This is a genomic window from Dankookia rubra, assembly GCF_004355005.1.
GTDB classification, from domain to species: domain Bacteria; phylum Pseudomonadota; class Alphaproteobacteria; order Acetobacterales; family Acetobacteraceae; genus Paracraurococcus; species Paracraurococcus ruber_A.
Genome location: NZ_SMSJ01000005.1, coordinates 189,643 through 211,061, shown reverse-complemented (window position 1 = coordinate 211,061; position 21,419 = coordinate 189,643). Strand labels below are relative to the sequence as shown.

At 72.5% G+C, this 21,419-nt stretch carries 17 protein-coding genes; 4 read left to right on the top strand and 13 right to left on the bottom strand.

The genetic code is table 11. The features are described 5' to 3' along the window. Positions 1-2 precede the first annotated feature (2 nt). Positions 3-956 (bottom strand): TIGR03619 family F420-dependent LLM class oxidoreductase, encoded by a 954-nt coding sequence (locus tag E2C06_RS06725; protein ID WP_165982251.1) that lies wholly within the window; start codon positions 954-956, stop codon positions 3-5. Positions 957-1,020: 64 nt separating this feature from the next. On the opposite strand from E2C06_RS06725, the gene cofH reads away from it, so the two are divergent. Continuing rightward, on the top strand, positions 1,021-3,378 hold the full coding sequence (cofH, locus tag E2C06_RS06720) for a 5-amino-6-(D-ribitylamino)uracil--L-tyrosine 4-hydroxyphenyl transferase CofH (RefSeq protein WP_133287813.1): 2,358 nt from the start codon (positions 1,021-1,023) through the stop codon (positions 3,376-3,378). A gap of 60 nt (positions 3,379-3,438) precedes the next feature. On the opposite strand, the gene cofC is transcribed toward cofH, so the two are convergent. The 5 genes from cofC to E2C06_RS06695 are packed head-to-tail and all read right to left on the bottom strand — an operon-like array spanning position 3,439 to position 7,624. Beyond that, positions 3,439-4,095 (bottom strand): 2-phospho-L-lactate guanylyltransferase, encoded by a 657-nt coding sequence (cofC, locus tag E2C06_RS06715; protein WP_133287812.1) that lies wholly within the window; start codon positions 4,093-4,095, stop codon positions 3,439-3,441. Next, the gene (cofD, locus tag E2C06_RS06710) at positions 4,092-5,012 is read right to left on the bottom strand and encodes a 2-phospho-L-lactate transferase (protein ID WP_133287811.1); all 921 of its coding nucleotides are present in this window, start codon (positions 5,010-5,012) and stop codon (positions 4,092-4,094) included. The genes cofC and cofD overlap by 4 nt, the downstream gene beginning before the upstream one ends. After that, a complete protein-coding gene (gene cofE / locus E2C06_RS06705) occupies positions 5,009-5,749 on the bottom strand; it encodes a coenzyme F420-0:L-glutamate ligase (RefSeq protein ID WP_133287810.1) in 741 nt (246 codons plus the stop codon). The genes cofD and cofE overlap by 4 nt, the downstream gene beginning before the upstream one ends. After that, the gene (gene fgd / locus E2C06_RS06700; RefSeq protein ID WP_133287809.1) at positions 5,746-6,750 is read right to left on the bottom strand and encodes a glucose-6-phosphate dehydrogenase (coenzyme-F420); all 1,005 of its coding nucleotides are present in this window, start codon (positions 6,748-6,750) and stop codon (positions 5,746-5,748) included. The genes cofE and fgd overlap by 4 nt, the downstream gene beginning before the upstream one ends. A gap of 13 nt (positions 6,751-6,763) precedes the next feature. Then, entirely contained in the window at positions 6,764-7,624 is an 861-nt protein-coding gene (locus tag E2C06_RS06695; RefSeq protein WP_133287808.1) for a TIGR03620 family F420-dependent LLM class oxidoreductase, read from the bottom strand. Positions 7,625-7,739: 115 nt separating this feature from the next. On the opposite strand from E2C06_RS06695, the gene E2C06_RS06690 reads away from it, so the two are divergent. Next, a complete protein-coding gene (locus tag E2C06_RS06690; RefSeq protein WP_133287807.1) occupies positions 7,740-8,822 on the top strand; it encodes an LLM class flavin-dependent oxidoreductase in 1,083 nt (360 codons plus the stop codon). Positions 8,823-8,828: 6 nt separating this feature from the next. Here the strand turns inward: E2C06_RS06690 and E2C06_RS06685 are convergent, their stop codons facing one another. Continuing rightward, positions 8,829-10,214, bottom strand: coding sequence for an ATP-binding protein (locus E2C06_RS06685; protein ID WP_241671149.1), 1,386 nt, complete (start codon positions 10,212-10,214; stop codon positions 8,829-8,831). Continuing rightward, positions 10,211-10,930, bottom strand: a complete 720-nt coding sequence (locus E2C06_RS06680; RefSeq protein WP_133287806.1) for a response regulator — start codon at positions 10,928-10,930, stop codon at positions 10,211-10,213. The genes E2C06_RS06685 and E2C06_RS06680 overlap by 4 nt, the downstream gene beginning before the upstream one ends. Before the next feature lie 259 nt (positions 10,931-11,189). Between E2C06_RS06680 and E2C06_RS06675 the strand changes: the two genes are divergently transcribed. Beyond that, positions 11,190-11,870: a DNA-3-methyladenine glycosylase family protein gene (locus E2C06_RS06675; protein WP_133287805.1), complete on the top strand. Its 681-nt coding sequence runs from the start codon at positions 11,190-11,192 to the stop codon at positions 11,868-11,870. On the opposite strand, the gene E2C06_RS06670 is transcribed toward E2C06_RS06675, so the two are convergent. After that, entirely contained in the window at positions 11,867-12,277 is a 411-nt protein-coding gene (locus tag E2C06_RS06670) for a hypothetical protein (protein WP_133287804.1), read from the bottom strand. The two genes, E2C06_RS06675 and E2C06_RS06670, sit on opposite strands and share 4 nt — an antisense overlap. A 37-nt stretch (positions 12,278-12,314) precedes the next feature. Continuing rightward, a complete protein-coding gene (gene hydA, locus E2C06_RS06665; protein ID WP_133287803.1) occupies positions 12,315-13,796 on the bottom strand; it encodes a dihydropyrimidinase in 1,482 nt (493 codons plus the stop codon). A gap of 116 nt (positions 13,797-13,912) precedes the next feature. Here hydA and E2C06_RS06660 point away from each other — a divergent pair, with 116 nt between their 5' ends. Then, positions 13,913-15,091: a glycosyltransferase gene (locus tag E2C06_RS06660; RefSeq protein WP_133287802.1), complete on the top strand. Its 1,179-nt coding sequence runs from the start codon at positions 13,913-13,915 to the stop codon at positions 15,089-15,091. A 24-nt stretch (positions 15,092-15,115) separates the two neighbouring features. Here E2C06_RS06660 and E2C06_RS06655 read toward each other — a convergent pair whose 3' ends face one another. The 3 genes from E2C06_RS06655 to malQ form a co-directional block, all read right to left on the bottom strand. Further along, positions 15,116-16,510, bottom strand: a complete 1,395-nt coding sequence (locus E2C06_RS06655) for an alpha,alpha-trehalose-phosphate synthase (UDP-forming) (RefSeq protein WP_133287801.1) — start codon at positions 16,508-16,510, stop codon at positions 15,116-15,118. Beyond that, the gene (gene treY, locus E2C06_RS06650) at positions 16,507-19,308 is read right to left on the bottom strand and encodes a malto-oligosyltrehalose synthase (RefSeq protein ID WP_133287800.1); all 2,802 of its coding nucleotides are present in this window, start codon (positions 19,306-19,308) and stop codon (positions 16,507-16,509) included. Before treY ends, E2C06_RS06655 begins: the two co-directional genes overlap by 4 nt. Before the next feature lie 73 nt (positions 19,309-19,381). After that, positions 19,382-21,418 carry a 4-alpha-glucanotransferase gene (gene malQ / locus E2C06_RS06645; RefSeq protein WP_133287799.1) on the bottom strand — a complete coding sequence of 679 codons (2,037 nt, stop codon included), beginning with the start codon at positions 21,416-21,418 and terminating at the stop codon, positions 19,382-19,384. Position 21,419 lies beyond the last annotated feature (1 nt).

The window sequence follows — 21,419 nt, the reverse complement described above, 5'->3', positions numbered from 1 at the left end:
GGTCAGAGCCTCGCCATCACGCCGTCGCGGAAGTCGCGCATGCTGGCCAGCACCTCCTCGACCGTATTGCCGGGATAGGTGAAGTCCACCGCGCCGACACCGAGGTCGCGCAGCGCCTTCAGGTCGTCGGCGATCTGCTCGGGCCGGCCGGAGAAGAGCCGGCGTTCGCCGTCGCCGGCCGTGGCCGGCACCTCCGGCCCGTATTTCTGCACCCGGTAGGCCAGCGCCACCTTGGCCGGGTCGCGGCCTTCCTTCTCCACCAGCCCGCGCAGTTTCGCCACCGCGGCGCGGTAGCGGGCCAGGCTCTCAAGGGGAAAGGACGGGTTCGTGCCGATGGGGTACCACGCATCGCCGAGCCGCGCGGTACGGCGTAGCGCCGGGCCGCTCTCGCCCCCCACCCAGACCGGCGGGCCGCCCGGCTGCACGGGCTTCGGCTGGAAGCTGATGTCCTGGAAGCGGACGTAGTCGCCGGCGAAGCGCGGCTCCGGCGCGGTCCAGAGCTCCCGCGCCGCCAGGATGTATTCGTCCGTCACCTTGCCGCGGGCGGCGAAGTCGGGGACCTGCAGCGCCTCGAACTCCTCCTGCAGCCAGCCGGCGCCGATGCCGAGGGTCAGCCGCCCGCCCGAGAGCACGTCGATGGTCGAGAGGATCTTGGCGGTCAGCAGCGCCGGCCGGTGCGGCACCACCATCACCGATGTGACCATGCGCAGCGTCGTCGTCTTCGCCGCCAGGAACATCACCTGGGTCAGCTGTTCGTGCCGTTCGCCGCGGCTGCCGGCGGGGAACTCCCCGCTGTCGGTATAGGGGTACTTGGCGTGGATGTCCTTGGGGATGACCACATGGTCGCTGATGGTGGCGTAGCCGTAGCCCATCGCCTCGGCCTCCTGCGCCAGGCGGGTCAGGTGCTCCGGGGTGGCCAGGGGCCCGCCGCTGGGGGCGTTGAAGCCGATCTTCATGCCGTTTCCTCCGCCGCCGCCGCATTGCATCCGGGCGGTGCCTGACCCACGATGGAGGCCAGTGATGGGGGAAGCAAGGGTGCAGGATCGGCTGGAAGCCATGCCTCTGGACGCGCTGATGGCGGAAGCGGCAGCGCTGCGCGACGCGTCGCATGGCCGCGTCATCAGCTATTCGCGCAAGGTCTTCATCCCGCTGACGAAACTCTGCCGTGACGTCTGCCACTACTGCACCTTCGCGGAGAACCCGCGCCCCGGTCACGCCGCCTTTCTCTCGCCCGAAGAAGTGCTGGCGATTGCTCGCGCCGGCGCCGCGGCCGGCTGCACCGAGGCGCTGTTCACCCTGGGCGACAAGCCGGAGCTGCGCTGGCGGCAGGCGCGCGAGGCGCTGGCGGCGCTGGGGCATGCGACGACGATCTCCTACCTGACCGCCATGTGCGACCTGGTCCTGCAGGAGACCGGGCTGCTGCCGCATGCCAACCCCGGCGTGATGACCCGCGACGAGATCGCCGCGCTGCGTGCCGTCACCGCCAGCCAGGGCATCATGCTGGAGAGCGCCAGCGCCCGGCTCTGCGAACCCGGCCAGGTCCACCACGGCAGCCCCGACAAGCACCCGGAGGCGCGGCTGGAAGTGCTGCGCCTGGCCGGCGAGCTGCGCGTGCCCTTCACGACAGGCATCCTGATCGGCATCGGCGAGACGCGGGCGGAGCGGCTGGAGGCGCTGCGGGCGATCGCCCGGATCCACGCGCAGCACGGCCATATCCAGGAAGTCATCATCCAGAATTTCCGCGCCAAGCCGCGGACGAAGCTGGCGGGGGCCGAGGAGCCGGACCTCGACGACCTGCTCTGGACCATCGCCGCGGCGCGGATCGTGTTGGGCGGGGCGATGCACATCCAGGCGCCGCCGAACCTGTCGCCCGGCGTCTACCAGAAGCTGGTCGCGGCCGGGCTGAACGATTGGGGCGGTGTCTCCCCGGTGACGCCCGACCATGTGAACCCCGAAGCGCCCTGGCCGCATCTGGAAGATTTGGCCGCCCGCACCGCGGAGGCCGGCAAGATGCTGGTGCAGCGGCTACCGACCTATGCCGAATACGTCCGCGCGCCTGACACCTGGTTCTCGCCCACGGTCGCCACCGCGATGCGGCGCGCGAGCGATGCGGAGGGCCTCGCACGCGGCGACGACTGGTCGCCGGGCGAGACGCTTCTGCCGCTCTTGCCGGCCCCCCGCCTGGCCACCGCCGATGCGGCGCTGGCCCGCCTGGTGGACCGCGCCACCGGCGGCGCGCGGCTCGACGAGCCCGAGATCATGCGGCTGTTCGCCGCGCGTGATGCCGACCAGGCGCATGTCGCGGCGGCGGCGGACCGGCTGCGCGCGGCGATGTCGGGCGACACCATCCGCTACGTCGTCAACCGAAACATAAACTACACCAATATCTGCACCTATCGCTGCAAGTTCTGCGCCTTCAGCAAGGGCAGGACGCACGAGGCGCTGCGCGGCCCGGCCTACGACCTCGACCATGCCGAGATCGTCCGCCGCGCCGAGGAAGCCTGGGCCCGCGGCGCGACCGAGGTCTGCCTGCAGGGCGGCATCCACCCCGACTATACCGGCGCGACCTACGAAGGCATCTGCCGGGCGATCCAGGCCGCGGTACCCGGGATGCACATCCACGCCTTCTCCCCGCTGGAGGTGACGCAGGGCGCGGCGACGCTGGGCCTTTCGCTCCGCGACTACCTGGCGCGGCTGAAGGCGGCCGGGCTCGGCACCCTCCCGGGCACGGCGGCGGAGATCCTGGACGACGAGATCCGCGCCATCATCTGCCCGGACAAGGTGAACACCGCGGAATGGGTGGCGGTCGCGCGCGCCGCGCATGCGCTCGGCCTGCGGACGACCGCGACCATCATGTTCGGCCATGTCGAAGGGCCGCTGAACTGGGCGCGGCACCTGCTGGTGCTGCGCGACCTGCAGGCGGAGACGGGCGGCTTCACCGAGTTCGTGCCACTCCCCTTCGTCCACATGGAGGCGCCGATATACCTGCGCGGCCAGGCGCGGCGCGGACCCACATTCCGGGAGGCGCTGCTGATGCACTCCGTCGCGCGCCTGGTGCTGCACCCGCATATCGCCAGCATCCAGACCAGCTGGGTGAAGATGGGACCGCAGGGCGCTGCCCTGGCGCTGCAGGCCGGCGCCAACGACCTTGGCGGCACGCTGATGAACGAGAGCATCAGCCGCGCGGCCGGCACGCAGCACGGCCAGGAATTCCCGCCCGAGGCGATGGAGGCGCTGATCCGATCGATCGGCCGCATGCCGCAGCAGCGGACGACGCTGTACGGGACGCCGCCCGAGGCGCAGCGGCGGAAGTCCTACCATGCGGAGGAGCTGGCGCCGGTGGTGCAGACGGCGCCGCGGCGGCGGGAACACGCGTAGCGAGGGGCGCTGCCCCTCGCGCACCCCGCCAAAGGCCGAAAGGCCTCCGGACACCTCGGGTCAGAGGCGGGTCAGGACGCCCGACTCACGCAGCCAGGACAGGGTGCGGGTGCCGCGGGCGAGGTCGAGGCCGGCGAACATGGCGATGTCCTCGGGATGGTCGATGTCCATCGCCACGCCGGGCAGCGGCACGATGCGCGGCTCGATCCCCTGCGCCCGCGCCGCGGCGAGGTGCGGGAAGTAGCTGTCCTCCCCGAAGCGCAGCGGCACCACGCCGGGAGGGCTCAGCACCACGCCGTTCGAGCCCTTCTCGTCATGCGCCGGGGCGATGGTGAAGGCCGGCGCCGCACCGTGCGCCGCGACCAGCGCCTCGGTCTCCGCCGCTGTCACCGCCGGGATATCGCCCGGCATGGTCAGCACGCCGGTCGCACCTTCCGCCGCCAATACCCGCGCCGCCGCGGTGACGCTGCCGGTATGCCCGTCCCGCGCGCCGGCGGTGATGACCCGCGCGCCGCGACGCCCTGCCTCCGCCGTGGTCCAGCCATCCAGGGTCACCACCGCGACCCCGGTCAGCCCGCGCGCGCCGAGCAGCGCGTCCAACACCTCGCCCACCATCACCCGCATCAGTGCGACGCGCTCCTCGGGCGACAGCAAGGGCGAGAGGCGCTGCTTCGACCCCGCCATCTCCTTTACCGGCAGCACGGCCCAGAGCGTCACCGCAGCGCATCCGCCGCGGCCAGCACGGCCCGGGCCAGCGCCACCTTGTCGTCCAGCGTCCGCATCAGCGTCGCGGCGCGGAACACGCGCGGGGCGATACCGGTCGCGTCGTCGCCTTCTTCCATCACATAGCCGGTCAGCAGGTCGCCGTAGCGCGCGGCGACCGCGGCGGCGGAGGGCGGCGTGCCCAGCTCGGCGAACATCTTCGCGGTCGGTCCCTTCACCGCCTGCCCGGCGATGATGGGCGATACGGCGATCACCGGCGCGCCCGAGGCCAGGATCGCATCCCGCATCCCCGGCACCGCCAGGATCGGCTCGATGCTGATGAAGGGGTTGCTCGGGCAGATCGCCACGGCGCGCGGCCCCGCCCGCAGCGCCGCCAGCACCTCCGGCTGCGGCCGCGCCGCGGCGGCGCCGGCGAATTCCACCGCGCGCACCACCGGCGCCGCGCGCTGCCGCACGAACCAGTCCTGGAAATCGATCCAGCCCGCGTCGCCCAGGATGCGCGTGCGCACGGGATCGTCGCTCATCGGCAGGATGCGCGGGCCGATGCCCATCCGCTGCCGCACGTCGTCGGTGATGCTGGAAAGCGTCTCCCTGCCGCGAAGCCGATGCGTCCGCAGCACGTGCACCGCCAGGTCGCGGTCGCCGAGGCGGAACCAGTCCGGTCCGCCCAGCGCGCCGAGCGTATCCATGAAGCCCCAGCTCTCGTCGTGCCGGCCCCAGCCCAGCACCGGGTTGTCGAGCCCCGCCAGCGTGTAGCTGAGCGTGTCGATATCGGGGCAGATGGTCAGGCCGAGATGCTCGAAGTCGTCGCCGGTATTGGCGACGATCAGCAGGTCCGAAGGCGGCAGCACCTGCGACAGGCCGAGCGCCAGCTTCGCCCCGCCGATGCCGCCCGACAACGCCACGATCACTGGAACAGATCCTCCGCGCCGACCCGCACCAGTTCGGAGGCCGGCAGCGCCGGCGCCGACCAGCGCAGCCCGCGCACCAGCACCGCCGGCCGTCCCTCCGCGCCCTGGCCCATCACCAGCCCTGCGGCCGCGGCGATCTCGTCGGCGAAGCCGGTGATGCTGACCATCAGCGTGCGGCCGAACAGGTCGGGCTGGCCGCGCAGATCCAGCAGGGCCGGCAGCCCCGCCGCACCGATGGCAACGCCGACGGTGCCGCGCCGCCAGGCCCGGCCGAAGCTGTCGGTGATCACCACCGGCAGGCCGAGCCGTGCCGAAAGCGCCGCGGCGCTGCCATCCGGGTCCAGCGGCAGCAGCAGGGCATGACCGTCCCGCCCGACATTCGACTGGTCGATCCCGGCATTGGCCATGACGAAGCCGAGCCGGTGCTGGACGATGATCAGGTTCGGCCGCGACCGCACCACCCGCACGGATTCCGACAGGATCAACTCGACCAGCCGCGGGTCCTTGCCGGTCTCCGCGCCCAAAGCCTGCGCGCGGGCGGAGGGCGTGACGGAGGCCAGCGGCACGCTGCGCCCCTCCGCCTTGCTGACGATCTTCTGCGCCACCGCCAGCACGTCGCCGGGCTGCGGCTGGATGGCGGCATGCGCCAGCCCCTCCGCCAGGATCGCGCCGAGGTCGTCGCCCGCCGCCACCATCGGCAGGCCGGGCACCGCCAGCAGGGTGAGCGCGTCGCTCACCCGAAGCGGCGGCGCAGCAGGGGCAGCACCCGCTCCCCGTAGAGGCTCAGGAACCGCGCCTGATCCGGCCCCGGCGCGTGGAAGACCAGGTGGTTGAAGCCGAGCCCGGCGTAGTAGCCGATCCGCTCGACATGCTCCTCCGGGTCGTCGGAGACGATCCAGCGGCTGGCGGCGCGTTCCAGCGGCAAGGCATCGGCCAGGCGTTCCATCTCGGCCGGGTCCTCGACCGACATCTTCTCCTCGGGCGAGAGGGCCAGCGCCGCCCAGTGGCGGGTGTCCTCCAGCGCGCGCTGCCGGTCGGTGTCGAAGGAGACCTTCACCTCGATCATCCGGTCGTAGTTGGGCTTCGGCGCGCCGGCGGCGTCCAGCCCGGCGGCGACGTTCGGCAGCAGCGTCTCGGTGTACAGTTCCGGCTTCTTACCCGAGGTGCAGATGAACCCGTCGCCGCCGCGGCCGGCGTATTTCGCCACCAGCGCGCCGGCTGCGGCGACGTAGATCGGCACCGGCGTTTCCGGCCGGTCGTAGATCGTGGCCTTCTCCGTCCTGTAGTACTGGCCCTCGAAGCTCACGCGCTCCTCGGTCCAGAGCTTCCGCATCAGCTGCACCGCCTCGCGCATCCGGGCGAAGCGTTCCTTGAACTCCGGCCAGGGCGCGCCGGTCGAGGGCACCTCGTTCAGCCCCTCCCCGGTGCCGATGCCGAGGATGACGCGGCCGGGGAACATCGAGCCCAGCGTGCCGAAGGCCTGCGCCACGATCGAGGGATGGTAGCGGAAGGTGGGCGTCAGCACCGAGGTCCCCATCACCAGCCGCTGCGTCCGCGCCCCCAGCGCGCCGAGCCAGACCAGCGAGTTGGGCGCATGCCCATCCGTGTGCTTCCAGGGCTGGAAATGGTCGGAGATGAAGCAGGAATCGAACCCCGCCTGTTCCGCCAGGACGCCATAGTCCAGCAGCTTCGCCGGGGCGAATTGTTCGGCCGAGGCCTTGTAGCCGAGCGTCAGCATGGTCTTCGCCCCTTCAGGTATCGGCCAGCGCCGCCAGCATGGCGTCGCGGTGCCCGGTGTCGCCGTCCTCGGTGACGGGCTGGATGCAGACATGGGTGGCGCCGGCGGCGAAATGCGCGCGGAGGCCGGTCTTCACCGCCTCGGCGTCGCCCGAGATCACCATGGCGTCGATGAAGCGGTCATTGCCGCCATCGGCCAGCTCGGCCTCCGAGAAGCCGAGGCGCAGCCAGTTGTTCACGTAGTTCGGCAGCGTCATGTAGCGCGCGAGCTCCTTGCGCCCCAGTGCCCGGGCGCGCGCCTTGTCCGGCTCGATGCAGACCTTCTGCTCGACCGCGAGAACCTTGCCGGGACCCAGGATCTCCGCCGCCTGCTTCGTATGGTCCGGCGTCACGTTGTAGGGCACCGCGCCGTCCGACCGCGCCGCCGCCAGCGCCAGCATCTTCGGCCCGAGCGCGGCCAGCAGCACCGGGCCTTCCAGCGCGGCGCCGCCGCCCTTCGCCATGCCATCTAGGTAGGCGCGCATGGCGGGGATCGGCTTGTCGTAGTGGTGGCCGCGCAGGCCCTCCACCATCGGGATGTGCGAGACGCCGAGGCCGAGCGCGAAGCGCCCGCCATGCAGCGCGTTCATCGTCGCCAGCGCCCGCCGGGCGGTGAAGGCATCGCGGGCGTAGATATTGGCGATCGAGCTGCCGATGACGAGCTTCGTGCTGTTCGCCAGCAGGAAGCCGGCCAGCGCGACCGATTCATGGCCGCGCGATTCCGGGTACCAGAGGGTGCCGTAGCCCTTGCCCTCGACGCGCTTCAGCAGGGCGCGCAGCCCCGCCGCATCCAACCGGTCGGTCGAGCACCATACGCCGAGACGTCCGAAATCCATGACCGCATCCTCCGTCCCTGACCGCAGTATGGCGCTGCCCGGCGCGGCCCGCCAGTTGACGGCCGGGGGCGGCGAAACCTAGCGTTCCCGCAAGAACGCCCCGGGGAGGGTCCGAATGGCAACCGCCGCACGCTTCGCCTACCAGATCGGTGCCGTGGGGGAGGCAGGGCTCAGCGATAGCCAGCTTTACCGCGAGGCGATCGCCGATGCCGAGCTGCTGCACCGCCTGCGCTACGACGCCGCCTGGATGGTGGAGCACCATTTCAGCGACTACTACCCGCAGCCCAACCCGCTGCTGTTCCTCTCCCACATCGCCGCGGCCTGCCCCGGCCTCGGCCTCGGCACGGCGGTCATGGTGCTGCCCTGGTACGACCCGGTGCGCTTCGCCGAGGATGTGGCGATGCTGCAGACGCTGTCCGACGGCGATCTGCACATCGGCATGGGTCGCGGCACGGCGAAGTCGGAATACGACGCCTTCGGCATCGGCATGGAGACCGCCCGCGACCGCTTCCGCGAGTGCTGGGAGTTCACCCGGAAGGCGCTGCAGGGCGGGCCGGTGACCCATGCCGGGCACTACGCCAACTGGACCGCGCCGACCGTGCTGCGGCCGGCGCTGCAGGGCCGGATGCCGAGCTTCTACGGCGCCATCGGCAGCCTGGAGAGCGCGGCGATCATGGCCGATCTCGGCCTGCCGCCGCTCTGCCTGTCGTCCTTCCCCGACAAGCTGCTGCGCCGCATCCTGGAGACCTGGAAGGAACGGACCGCCGCCGCCGGCCGGCCGGCCGAGGCGACCTTCCCGATCTCGATCAAGTGCTTCGTCGCCGAGACGGACGCGGCCGCACAGGCCGAGGCGCTGGAATACCTGCCGAAATTCTTCGCCCTGCAGGTGGAGCACTACCAGTCCGACCATGCCCCCTGGGGCAATATCCCGGGCTACGAGCAGTTCAACCGCATGTTCGCCAACCTGCGGCAGCTCTCCGACCCCGCCAACCTCGGCGGCTACCTCGCCCAGAACCTGGTGGGATCGCCGGCGACGGTGGCGCGGCGTCTGCAGGAGATCATCGGCCTCGGCTTCAACTACCTGGTCGTCAGCAACGCCACCTACGGCGTGCCGCAGGCGGTGCGGCACCGGACGATCCGGCTCTTCGCCGAGGAGGTGATCCCCCGGGTGCGGGAGATGGCACCCGCGGCAGAGTAGGGCCGCCTAGCCCGGCAGGGTCGCCACCGCCACCAGCCCGCCGCCCGGCCGGTTCCGCAGCACCACATCGCCGCCATGCGCGCGGAAGATGTTGCGGGCGATCGGCAGGCCGAGCCCGGTCCCGCCGGTCTCCCGGTTGCGGCTGGTTTCCAGCCGGCGGAATGGCTGGAAGACCGATTCCAGCTCGGCCAGCGGGATGCCCGGCCCGTCATCCTCGATCGCCAGCCGCAGCGGCCGCGCCGGCGCTTCGGGCGCCGAGAGGGTGAGCCGCGCCGCCGAGCCATAGGCCAGCGCATTGCCGACCAGGTTGGCGATGGCGCGCTTCATCGCCACCGGCCGGACCTGCGCCACCAGCCGGTCCGGCCCCTGGTAGGCGATCGCCTCGGCCAGGTCCGGATGCCCGTCCGCCGCCTCGTCCAGCACGGTGCGGCAGAGCGCGGCAAGGTCGACCGCGACCGTCGGCTCGGCCGCCGACTCGTCCCGGGCGAAGGCAAGGGTCGCTGCCACCATCGCCTCCATCTCGTCGAGGTCGGCCAGCATCTTCCGCCGCTGCTCGTCGTCGTCCATGAACTCGGCGCGTAGCCGCAGCCGGGTGATCGGCGTGCGCAGGTCGTGGCCGATGGCCGCCAGCATTTGGGTGCGGTCGCCGACGAAGCGGCGGATGCGCGCCGCCATGGTGTTGAAGGCATGCGCCGCGGTGGCCACCTCGCTCGGCCCCGCTTCCGGCAGCGGCGGCGCGTTGACGTCGCGGCCGAGTCGCTCGGCCGCCTCCGCCAGCGCCCGCACCGGCCGCGTCAGCCGCCGCACCGCCCAGAGGATGAGCAGCCCGGCCGCAAGCGTCATGGCGGCGAAGGCGATCAAGAAGGTCTCGGAATGCCAGGGCCGCGGCGGCGGCAGGTGGATCCGCAGGTTCAGCCAGTCGCCGCTGGGCAGGCGCAGGCTGGCGGCGAAGGAGGGGCCGCCGGGAATCCAGGCGGTGATCAGCTCCCGCGGGCGGAACCGCGGCGGGCTGTTGGCGAAGAGGTCGAAGCGCAGCCGCCGGAGGACCGGCGGCGGCATCGGCGGCAGTTCCGGCCGTGCCAGCGGCATCTCGTCCAGCGTCGCCGAGAGGCCGCTCGGCAATTCCAGCTCCGCCAGCATCTGCGCCCGGCGGTCGGGCGGGGCGAGCAGCACGGTCCGCCAGGCGCTGACCGCCCGCTGCGAGATCTCCCGCTCCTGGGCGAAGCGCTGCAGGTCGACGCGGTCGAGCGCATGGATGGTCAGCCCCGCCGCCTGCACCACGGTCAGCGCCAGCAGCAGCACCAGGGCGGTACGGCCGGCCAGGCTGCGCGGCCAGGGATGCCAGCGGCGGCGCGGCGGCGCGTCCTGCGCCGGTCGGGAAAGCTGGTTCACCCTTTCTCGACCGTCGCGGCCAGCACATAGCCGCCGCCGCGGACGGTCTTGATCAGGCTCGGGTTGCGCCCGTCATCCTCCAGCTTGCGCCGCAGCCGCGAGACGGCGACGTCGATCGCCCGGTCGAACGGCCCGGCCTGGCGGCCGCGCAGCAGGTCCATCAGCATGTCCCGGGTCAGGACACGATTCGGGCGCTCGACCAGCACCTGCAGCAACTCGTACTCGCCGCCCGTGAGCGGCACCTCGGCGCCGTCGGGGTTGAGCAGGCGGCGGCGGGCGGGCTCCAGCGTCCATCCGGAGAAGCGGATCGCCTTGGCCGGCGGCTCCTTGGCCGTGCCGGGCTCGCCGCTCGCCCGGCGCAGCACGGCGCGGATCCGGGCCAGCAGCTCGCGTGGGTTGAAGGGCTTGCCCAGGTAGTCGTCGGCGCCGAGCTCGAGCCCGACGATTCGGTCGGTCTCCTCGCTCATCGCCGTCAGCATGACGATGGGGACCTCCGCCTGGCTGCGCAGCCACTTCGCGAGGTCGAGCCCGCTCTCGCCGGGCAGCATCAGGTCGAGCACCACCAGGTGGTAGCGGCCGAGCGGCCAGAGCTTGCGGGCTTCCTTCGCATCGCGGGCGGCGGAAACGCGCATGCCCTGCCGCTCGAGGAATTTCGAGAGAAGGTCGCGGATCTCGCGGTCGTCGTCGACGACGAGGATATGGGGTTGCGGCTCCATCGTGGCGGTTACATAGCGCGAACCGGGCGGCTTGTGCGTGGCTTTGTTGCTGGACGTTGCCGCAGCGTCACTTGTTGCCGAGCGTTGCAATTCGGCATGGTTCGGCCCTTCCCTGGGCAACATCGCGGGTCCAGCTTCAGGGTGCGGTCGGCGCCGTCCCCCCTCTTCCCGGCGCCGATCCTTCGGGCAGCGGTCAGAGACGCGGATTCACGCCTCCGGGCGTATCGGCCCTCCGGCGTTCTGCTCTAAGGCGGCGGGGATGGCCCCCCCCTTCTCAACCACCCCGCCGCCGCCCCCCTTCCCCGAGGCCCCGCCATGGGCCCGCGCCGGCATCGCCGCGCTGGTCGCGGCCGACCCGCGCTTCGCCGGGGTGGAGGCCGCGGCCGGCCCTTTGGCCTGGCGGGTGCGGCGCCCGGGCTTTCCCGGCCTGCTGCGGGCAATCTGCGGCCAGCAGATCAGCAACCAGGCGGCCTCGGCGATCTGGAAGCGGCTATCCGCGCTGCCGGGCGCGCTGGAGCCGGCCGGGCTGCTGGCGATGGACGATGCGACGCTGTGCGGTGTGGCCGGGCTGTCGCGGCCCAAGGCGGCGCATGCGCGCTCGCTGGCCAAGGCCTGCGTCGACGGGCGGCTGGATTTCGCCGCGCTGCCGGGGATGCCGGATGCGGCGGCGCTGGCGCATATCGCCGCGGTGAAGGGGCTGGGGCCGTGGTCGGCGGCGATCCACCTGCTGTTTGCCGAGCAAAGGCCCGACATCTTCCCACCCGGCGACGTGGCGCTGGCCGCGAGTGCCGCGCACCTGCTGGGGCTGGCGGCAAGGCCGGGGCCGAAGGCACTGGTGATCATGGCGGAGCAATGGGCGCCCTGGCGGTCGCTCGCGGCCCGCCTGCTCTGGCATCACTGGCGCTTCGTGACCGGGCGGGCGGTGGTCGAGGACGGTTAGGCGATGCAGCCCGGTCCGTTGCGGGTGAAGCCCTGCACGGTGCCCTGCCGCGTCTCGAAGACCACCGAACAGCCCTGCGGCACCCCACCGCCGCCGAGGGGGCCGAAGCCGAGGCCGGTCCCCACACCCACCGCGCTGCCGCCGCCCCGGCCGAAGCCAAAGCTGCCGAAGCCGAGCCCGATGCTGGGATAGACCGCCGGCGTCGTGCTGGGCTGCAGGAAGTCCCATTGCAGCAGGCGGCGGCCGTCGGCGTCGTAGGTCCGGCTCGGCACCCCCAGGCCGGCGACGAGATCGGCCTCCGGCCGGCCGACGAAGCCGGCCATGCGTTGGTCGAAGGCCTGCGGGGTGCGGCTGTCGGCACAGGCGCCGAGCAGCGTCAGGGCAAGGAGAAGGATGGCGCGCGGCATGACGCCTCAGCGTCCGCCGCGCGCCCTGGTTCCTGGCTCAGCCGGGCGCGGGTGCCGCATCGAAGCCATGCGCCAGCACGCCGCGCGGGGTCGCCATGGCATAGGGGCCGCGCGGCAGGAACTGGCCCGTGCCGGGTTCCGCCTGCACCACCCCGTCGCGCATCACCACCGCGCCGCGGCGGACCGTCGCCACCGGCCAGCCCGTGACCTCCAGCCCCTCGTAGGGGGTATAGTCGATGGCGTGCTGCATGAGCTTGTTGGTGATCGTGACCCGCTTCTTCGGGTCCCACAGCGCCAGGTCGGCATCGGCGCCGATCGCGATCATGCCCTTCCGCGGCGCCAGCCCCATCAGCCCGGCCGGGTTGGCCGCGCTCAGCCGGACGAAGTCGTCCAGCGTGATTCGCCCCTTCGAGACGCCCTCGCTGAACAGGATCGGCAGCCGCGCGGCGAGGCCGGGGATGCCGTTCGGGATGGCGTCGAAGCTGGCATCCCGGCCGCTGGACGCCTTGCCGCGGTCGCCGCCCATGGAGAAGCCGCAATGGTCGGAGGAGACGATATCGAGCGTCCCCCGCCGGATCATTTCCCAGACCCTGCCGTGTTCCTCGGCGGTGCGGGGGGAGGGGCTGCACATGAAGGCGGCGCCGTCGAACCCCGGCCGGTCCATGTCGGCGCCGGTCAGGGTCAGGTATTGCGGGCAGGTCTCGCCCCAGACCTTGAGGCCGCGATGCTGGGCGCGGGCGATCTCCTCCGCCGCCTCGGCGCAGGAAACGTGGAAGACCTGGATCGGCTGGTCCACCAGCTCGGCCAGCGCGATGGCGCGGTGCGTCGCCTCCCGCTCCACGATGCCCGGGCGCGACCAGGCGTGGTATTTCGGCGCGGTCATGCCGGCCTTCAGCAGCGCCTCGGTCCGCCACTTGATGGCGGCGTAATTCTCGCAGTGGACGGTGACCAGGCAGCCGTTCCTGCGCGCCGCCACCAGGACCTTGATGTACTCCTCGTCCGACAGGTGCAGCGGCTCGTAGGTCAGGAAGACCTTCAGGCTGCGGATGCCCTTCGCCACGATCTGCGGCACCTCCCGCTCCAGCACCTCCTCGGTCGGGTCGGTGATGATCTGGTGGAAGCTGTAGTCGAGCATCCCGCGCGCGGCGCGCTGCTCGTAGTCGGCCAGGCGCGGCAGGATGCCCTCGCCCTTCCATTGCGGCACGAAGCAGACGACCGAGGTCGTGCCTCCTGCGAAGGCGGAGGTGCTGGCGGTGAGGAAGCTCTCCTCGTTCACCGTCACCGGCGGGGTGCCGGCGGTGCTGACATAGCCGCCGCGGGAGGGCTCCTCGATATGGCAATGGCTGTCGATGCCGCCGGGCAGCACCAGCAGGCCGCCGGCATCGAGCGTCGATGCGCCGCCCTCGATGCGGTCCGCCAAGGCTGCGATGCGGCCGCCGCGGATGCCGATGTCGCAGCGCGCCGTGCCGAAGCCGGTCGCCACCTCGCCGCCGCGCACCACCAGGTCGTATTCGGCCATCGCCGGGTCTCCTTCGCCACTCGCGGCGGGAGGATGCCGCCGGCCCTGCCGCGGTGCAAACACCCCTGGGCAGCCGCGGCCCGGGGCGGCAGGGTGGCGGGGAGACGGGGGGCGGCATGGGATTCGTGGCGGCGGGGCTGGTGGCGGCCTGGCTCGTGCTGGCGGCGCTGGCGACGGTTGCCGGCGCGGTGACGCTGCGCCTGCTGCGCCGGCCGCAGCCCTGGCCGGCGGCGACGCCCCCCGTGCTGGTCCTGGTGCCGGTCCGCGGCGCCGGGCCGGTGCTGCCCGGCTTCCTGGTGGCGCTGGCGGCGCAGGACTGGCCGGACTGGCGCGTCGCCTTCGCGGTGGAAGCGGCGGACGACCCCGCGCATCCGCTGCTGGCCCGCTACGTCGCTGCGCATCCCGGCCGCGCCACACTGGCCGTCGCAGGTCCGGCCGAAGGCCGCGGACAGAAAGTGCAGAACCTGCTGGCCGCCCTGCGCGAACTGCGCTCCGGCGACGCCGCGGTGGTCACGCTGGATGCCGATACCCTGCCGCCGCCCGGCCAGCTCCGCGCCCTGCTGCGGCCGGTGCTGACCGGCCAGGGCGCCATCGCCACCGGCTATCGCTGGATCCTGCCCATGCCAGGCGCCGGCCTGGCGACGGAAGCGCTGTCGCTGATCGAGGCTGGGATCGCCACGCTGCCGCGCTCCCCGTCCTGGAACATCTGCTGGGGCGGCGCGACGGCGATCGGCCGCGACGCGATGGACCGGCTCGACCTGCCGCGCCTCTGGGACCGCGCCATGTCGGACGACCTGGTGCTGACCCGCGCGGCCCGCGCCGCCGGCCTGCTGGTCTATGCCCCGCTGACCGTGCGGCCGCCGAGCCCGGTGGCGCTGGATGTCCGAGGCGTGCTGGAATTCGGCGCGCGGCAGTACCGGCTGCTGCGGCTGCACCTGCCGGCCTTCTGGCCGCTGGTCGGGCTGGGCGCCTTGGTGCCGGCGCTCGGCGGCGCGGCGGCGCTGGCGGGCTTGGCGGCGGGGGATCCGGCGGCGCTGGCCTGCATCGGCCTCGCCGTGCTGCTGCACGGCATCCGCATCCGCCTGCGCTGCGCCATCGCCGCGGCGATCCTGCCGCCGGAGGCCGCGGCCGAGGCGCGTCGCGTGCTCGGCCAGGGCACCTGGCTCCGCCTGGCGGCTGGGCTGCTGGCGATGGCGGCTTGGCTCGGCAGCGCCTTCGGTCGCGAGATCGCCTGGGCCGGCCGGCGCTACCGGGTGGACCGCGAAGGCCAGGTCACCGGGATGCGCCGTGCCTGATCAGGTGGTCTGCGCAGGTATTTGTCAGGCCGTCCCCGCCATCGGCATCCGGTCCAGCGTCTCCGGCGCCAGGGCGCGGAGGAAATCCTGTCCCCAGCCCTCCGGCGAGGCGCCGGCAATGGCCGCCCAGGCGGCCTGCCAGCGCATCCGTCGCTCGGCCAGCGGCATGTCGAGCGCGGCGCAGATCGCTTCCGCCATGCCTTCCGCATCGTGCGGGTTCACCAGCAGCGCGGAGTCAAGCTGCGCCGCCGCGCCGGCGAAGCGCGAGAGCACCAGCACCCCCGGGTCGGCCGGATCCTGCGCGGCGATATATTCCTTGGCGACGAGGTTCATCCCGTCGCGGATCGGCGTGACGATGCCGACGCGTGCCTGGCGCATGAAGCCGGCCACCGTGTCGCGGGTCTGCGGCCGCGCCAGCAGGCGGAGCGGGGTCCAGTCAGGCTCGCCGAACTCGCTGTTGATGGCGCCGGCCGCAGCGTCGATCTCCTGCCGCAGCCGCCGATAGGCCGCCACGTCCTCGCGCGAGGGGGCGGCGATCTGCAGCATGGTCAGGCTGCGTGCCGTGCGGCGGGCGACGACGCGGCGGAAGGCCTCCAGTCGCTCCGGCAGTCCCTTGGTCGGGTCCAGCCGGTCGACACCCAGCAGCAGCGCCTGGCCGCGCATCGAGCGCGCCAGCAGCCGGTAGGGCTCGGTTTCCATCTGCGCCGCGGCGGTGGCGGCGAATTCCGGCGCGGCGATCTCCGCCGGGAAGATGCCGAGGCGAACCGGGCGGCCGCCGAGTTCGACGAAATTGTCGTCGGTCCGTACCGCGCCTGCGAAGCCGACCGCGGTCGCGGCGAAATTGTCGCGGTCCGTCGCGGTCTGGAAGCCGAGCAGGTCGCAGGCCAGCACGTCCTGCACCAGGCCGCGGATGCCGGGCGCAACGGCCGCGGCTTCCGGCGCCGGGAAGGGAACATGCAGGAAGAAGCCGGTCGGGCCCAGGACGCCGCGCTGCCGCAGCGCGCCGGGCAGCGACATAAGGTGGTAGTCGTGCACCCAGATGCGGTCGTCCGGCCGCAGCAGCGGCACCAGGTTGTCGGCGAAGCGGCGGTTGACGCGGCGGTAGACGTCGAGGTCCTGCCGGCGGAACGACATCAGGTGGGGCAGGCTGTGCAGCATCGGCCAGAGCACGCCGTTGCTGTAACCGGTATAATATCCGCGATGCTCCGCTTCGGTCAGGTCGATCGTCGCATAGCCCACGCCGCCGCGCTGGGTCAGGCCTGGCGGCGCCGGGGCTTCGGTGACCGCGCCGCTCCAGCCGAACCAGAGCCCGCCGCGGCGCTGCATGAGTCCGAGGAGAGCGACCGCCAACCCCCCGGCCTGGCCGGCATTGCCCTGCGGCACCGGCACGCGGTTGGAGACGACGACGATGCGGCTCATCCCACCTCCAGCAAGGCCACTGGAAGCCCGGCGAGAACCTGCCCGACGGGCAGGCGGTCGCCATGGGCGCGCAGACCCTCCCTGGTCAGCGCGTCCCGCCAGTGCCGTGCCTTCCATGAAGCCGGCAGGCGGAGATCGGTTCCGCTCCATTCCGCCGCCGGCAGCAGCGGCAGCGACGAATCTTTCAATATGGTCGCAGGCAATCTGGTGACAACGATCAGCGCCGCCTCCCCGCGATGGGTGCGGAGGAAGGCGAGGACGTGTTGTGCGAGGGGGCCTTCCACGCTGACCGGCTGGTAGTCGCCCGCGGCGAACAACGCGGGGCGCGCGGCCCGCTGCGCCAGGGCGCCGGCGATGACCGCCTGCTTCACCCGCCCGTCCTGCCAGTGGTCGAGCAGCGCTGCCGCCGGCATGGCCGCTTCCAGCGCGCCGCGCCGCGCATCCCAGTCGACCGGCCGGCGGTTGTCCGGATCGACCAGCGAGAAGTCCCAGAACTCCGTGCCCTGGTAGAGGTCCGGCACGCCGGGCGAGGCGCAGCGCAGCAGCGCCTGGGACAGGCCATTGATGGCACCGGCCGGGGCGATGCGGGCGGCGAAGGCGGCGATCTCGGCCCGCATGTGGCTGGCGCGGTCGGGCGCCATGATGGCGGTGATGAATTCCTGGCAGGCCGCTTCGTATTCCAGGTTCGGCACCGCCCACTCGGTGCGTCGCTTGGCCTCGCGCAGCGCCTTCTCCTGCCAGGCGGCAACCCGTTCCAGGAAGGCGCCGACTCCCGCCTCGTCCTCGGGCGCCAGACCGAGCGGCCAGGCGCCGACCAGGGTCTGGTAGAGCATCAGCTGCGCGCTCATCCCCGGTGCGGCGCCGTCGGGAAGGTCGCGCCGAAGCGATGCGTTCAGCCGCGACCAGCGCTGCACCGCCGCGGTCCATTCGCCATGCAGCTCGGACAGCACGGCGAGCCGGGCGCGGACATCCTCGCCCCGCTTGTGGTCGTGCGTCGCGGTCGCCAGCAGGGCGCGCGGGAAGTTCTTCACCCGGGCGCGGGCGGCACCGTGGAAGCCCGCCGGGGTGACCGCGAAGCGGGCGGGGTCGGAGCCGACCTCGTTGCGCGAGATCAGCCTGCCGTAGCGGTAGAAGGCGGTGTCCTCGACGCTCTTCGCCGCGACCGGCGCCGAAAGCTGCTGGAACCGCACCGCCGCCGCGAGGCGTTCCCGCCGCAGCACCGGCGGCAGGCTGCGCGGCGGGTCGCCGCCCAGCCAGGCATCCAGCAGGTCGATCAAAGGCCGGTCGGTGGCTCGCACCGTCCGCCGCGCCCCGGCCAGCGCCCAGTCGAGGATGCGCTTGTCGTCGGCGCTGCGCCCGCCGGTCGAGATGTAGAGGCGATAGACCGGGAAATGCACCAGCACCTCGGTCAAGGCGCGGCGCAGGCCGGTCAGGGTGAAGTCCCGCGTCGTCAGGTCGCGCATCGCTACGCGCTTCATCGCAGCGGCGGTGGCGTTCAGCTCGGAGGCCAGGTTGTCGCGCAGGATCTGCCGCCGCGCCTGCTTCGCCTCCTCCTCGAAGAGCGGCGTGCGCCCGGTCTGCTCGGTCCAGAGCGCGGTCAGCGGCGCCTCGCCCTCGGGGTCGTGCAGGACGCCGCTCGCCTCGTCCATGAAGTCGTAGCCGGTGGTGCCGTCCACCGACCAGTCCGTGCGCAGCGTCTCGAAGGGGGCGAGGATCTTCTCCACCCAGATCATCGGCTCGCGGTCCGGCCGCACCGCCTGCATGCGGCGGTAAAGCTTGCGGCAATAGCCGCGCGGGTCGGCTAGGCCGTCGACGTGGTCGATCCGCATGCCGTCCACCGCGCCCTCGGCATAGAGCTTCAGCACCAGCTCGTGCGTGGCGTCGAAGACCTCCGGCAGTTCGACCCGCAGGCCGGCGAGGGAGGTGATGTCGAAGAAGCGGCGCCAGTTGATCTCGTCCGCCGCGGCGCGCCACCAGGCCAGGCGGTAGTGCTGGCGTTCCAGCAGGCGGTGCAGCGCCTTGCGGCCCTCCTCGGTCGTCGCGTCGTAGGCGGCCAGCGCCCGGGCGATGCCGGCACCGCCTTCCGGCGTCGCGGCGCGGGCGGCCAGCGCCGCGCGCAGGGCCGAGGCCTGTTCCCTGGCCATGGTGCGGTCGCGCTGGTGCAGGCCGATGCGGCCGAATTCCAGGGCGAAGTCCGACAGCTGCGGATCGCCGGCAGCCTGCAGGATGTGGTGGTAGTGCTGCGGCGCGATGGGGAAGCGGTGCTCGTAGTACTGCGCGTGGAAACGCCCTTCGGCGGCGTCGAACTGCAGCGTGAGGTCGCCGGATTCCAGCACCTCGCCATAGGGTGCGCCGAGGAAGGGGGCGAGCATGCGGTTGGACAGGGACCTGTCCGGCGGCTCCCAGTCGATGTCGAAGAAGCTGGCGAACAGGCTTTGGCGGCCCCATTCGAGGACATCCAGCCACCAGGCATTGTCGGCACCGCCGACGCCCATGTGGTTCGGCACGATGTCGATGATCAGGCCGAGCCCGGCCTCCTTCAGCGCCGCGACCAGCCGGCGCAGCGCCGGCTCCCCGCCCAGTTCCGGGTTGATCTGGCCGTGGTCGACTATGTCGTAGCCGTGCATCGAGCCGGGCCGCGCCTTCAGGATGGGCGAGGCATATAGGTGGCTGATGCCGAGTTGCGCGAGATAGGGCACCAGCGGCACGGCATCGTCCAGCGTGAAGCCGGCGTGGAATTGCAGTCGCGCGGTGGCGCGAAGGCCCGCCGGGCCTGTATCGCGCGGCGGGTTCGCCATGGGTCGGTCTCCGTCAGCTCAACCGGCGCGGCGCGCCGGCTTCAACAAACGGAGCCAATGCCGTGAGGGGCGCTCAGGTTTCCTGCAGGGATGGCCGGGCGCGGGCGAAAAGCTCGAGCCGCCGCGCCACCGCCGGCGCATCGAGCAGCGTCGTGGCTTCGCCATCCAGTCGGCGTCGCCAATTCGGATGCTGGTCGACCGTGCCGGGCAGGTTGGGTTGCTCCGGCAGGGCGAGCGCATCCTCGAGCGGCAGGATCGCCAGCGCGCAGCCGGCGCCGCCGACATGAGCCATGGCGGCGTCGACCACGGCCTCACCATCCTCCGGCTCCGGCTGGTCTCCGGTGGCGGCGCCGCTTTCGAGGAACGCGGTCCAGAGCGCGGTGCGATCCTGCTCGCGCCGGGCTTCCTCCCGCTTCGCCGTCGCCACATCGGGGAAAAGGCCGAGTTCCGCCCGCCAGGTGATGTCGCGGCCCTGCCACCAGCCGACCACCGTCGGCAGGTCGTGCGTCGTGGTCATCGCCGTCGCGTTGCGCGGCCAGTGGCGCGGGGCGAGGAAGCGTCCGTCCTGCTCCTGCTCGAACCACAGCACCTTCATGCCGAGGATACCGGCCTTCTCCATCCGGCCATGGAAGCCTTCCGGCAGGGTGCCGAGATCCTCGCCGATGACGATCGCCCGGTGGCGGTGCGATTCCAGCGCCAGCAGCCGCACCAGGTCGTCGATCGGGTATTGCAGGTAGGCGCCCTCCGCCGGCCCGGCGCCGCGCGGCACGACCCAGAGCCGCTGCAGCCCCATCGCATGGTCGACGCGCACGCCGCCGGAATGGCGGAAGGCGGCGCGGACCAGTTCGAGGAAGGCGGCGAAGCCGCCGGCCTTCATCTCGAGCGGCGAGAAGGCGGTCAGCCCCCAATCCTGGCCGAGCGGCGAGAAGATGTCGGGCGGCGCGCCGACCGTCACATCCGGCAGGATGGCGCGCTGGTGCGACCAGGCATGGCTGCCGCCGCCGTCGGTGCCGACGGCGAGGTCGGCGATGAGCCCGATCGGCATGCCCGCATCCCGTGCCGCCTGCTGCGCCGCGCCGCGCGAGGCATCGGCGAGCCATTGGCAGAAGGCGTGGAAGGCGACCTCGGCCGGGTTGTCGCGGGCGAAGCGGGTGACGCCGGGGCTGTTGGGGGCGTTGAACTCGGCGGGCCAGTCGCGCCAGCCCCAGAGCGCCGGGTCGCGCGCCAGCAGGTGCGCGTGCAAAGCCTCGAACCGCGCATGGGACTCGAGCGCAGCGCCGGCCTCGTTGCGGTAGTCGACGAAGCCGGGGTGGTCGGCGGCCGCCTCGTACAGCGCGCGCAGCCGATCCAGCTTGCGGCGCGCGGCGGAGGGCCAGTCGACCAGCGTATCGGGCGAGCCGAAGTCGTCAGGGACATGGCCCAGCGCGGCGGCGGGATCGGCGTGCAGGACGTTGAGGAAGATGCGGGAGGAGGGCGAATAGGGCCCGTACTTCCCGACATCGGCGGAGAACAGCGCATGCGCCGGGCTGACCGCGATGGCGGCGCAGCCGCGCCGTCCGGCGGCCCGCGCCAGCGCCGCGACGCCGCCGAAATCACCGATCCCCATGTCGCGCGGCGAGCGCAGCGAATAGATCTGCGCCGCCAGCGCCCAGGGCAGCGCCCCGCCATGCGCCGAGGCCCCGAGATCGTCGAGCGTCACGCAGCGCGCCGGCGCCGCGGCCACAATGCAATGCGCGTCGTCTAGGTGCAGCCGGTGATAGCCGGGGGTGGAGATGGCGGGCAGCCGCGCCTCGCCGCCCCAGCCCTGTTCCAGATGCCCCTCGATGCGGTTGCCGCCCTCGATGTCCAGGCGGAAGCGATGGCCGATCTCGGCGCCCGGAACTTGCACGCCATCCGGGCCGACGGTCGCGGTGATCAGCGGCGGCAGGCGGTCGGCCAGCGCGCGCAGCGTCTCGCGTGCCTCGGCCGCATCCTCCGGCAGGCCCTGGGCGGCCATTACCGCGCGCAGCGTGTCGGGGCCGACCGACTGCTCCTTCCCATGCACGTCGCGCCATGTGGTGGCGATGCCGGCGGCCTCCGCCATGGCGCGCAACTGGTCGTCGGTGGTCATG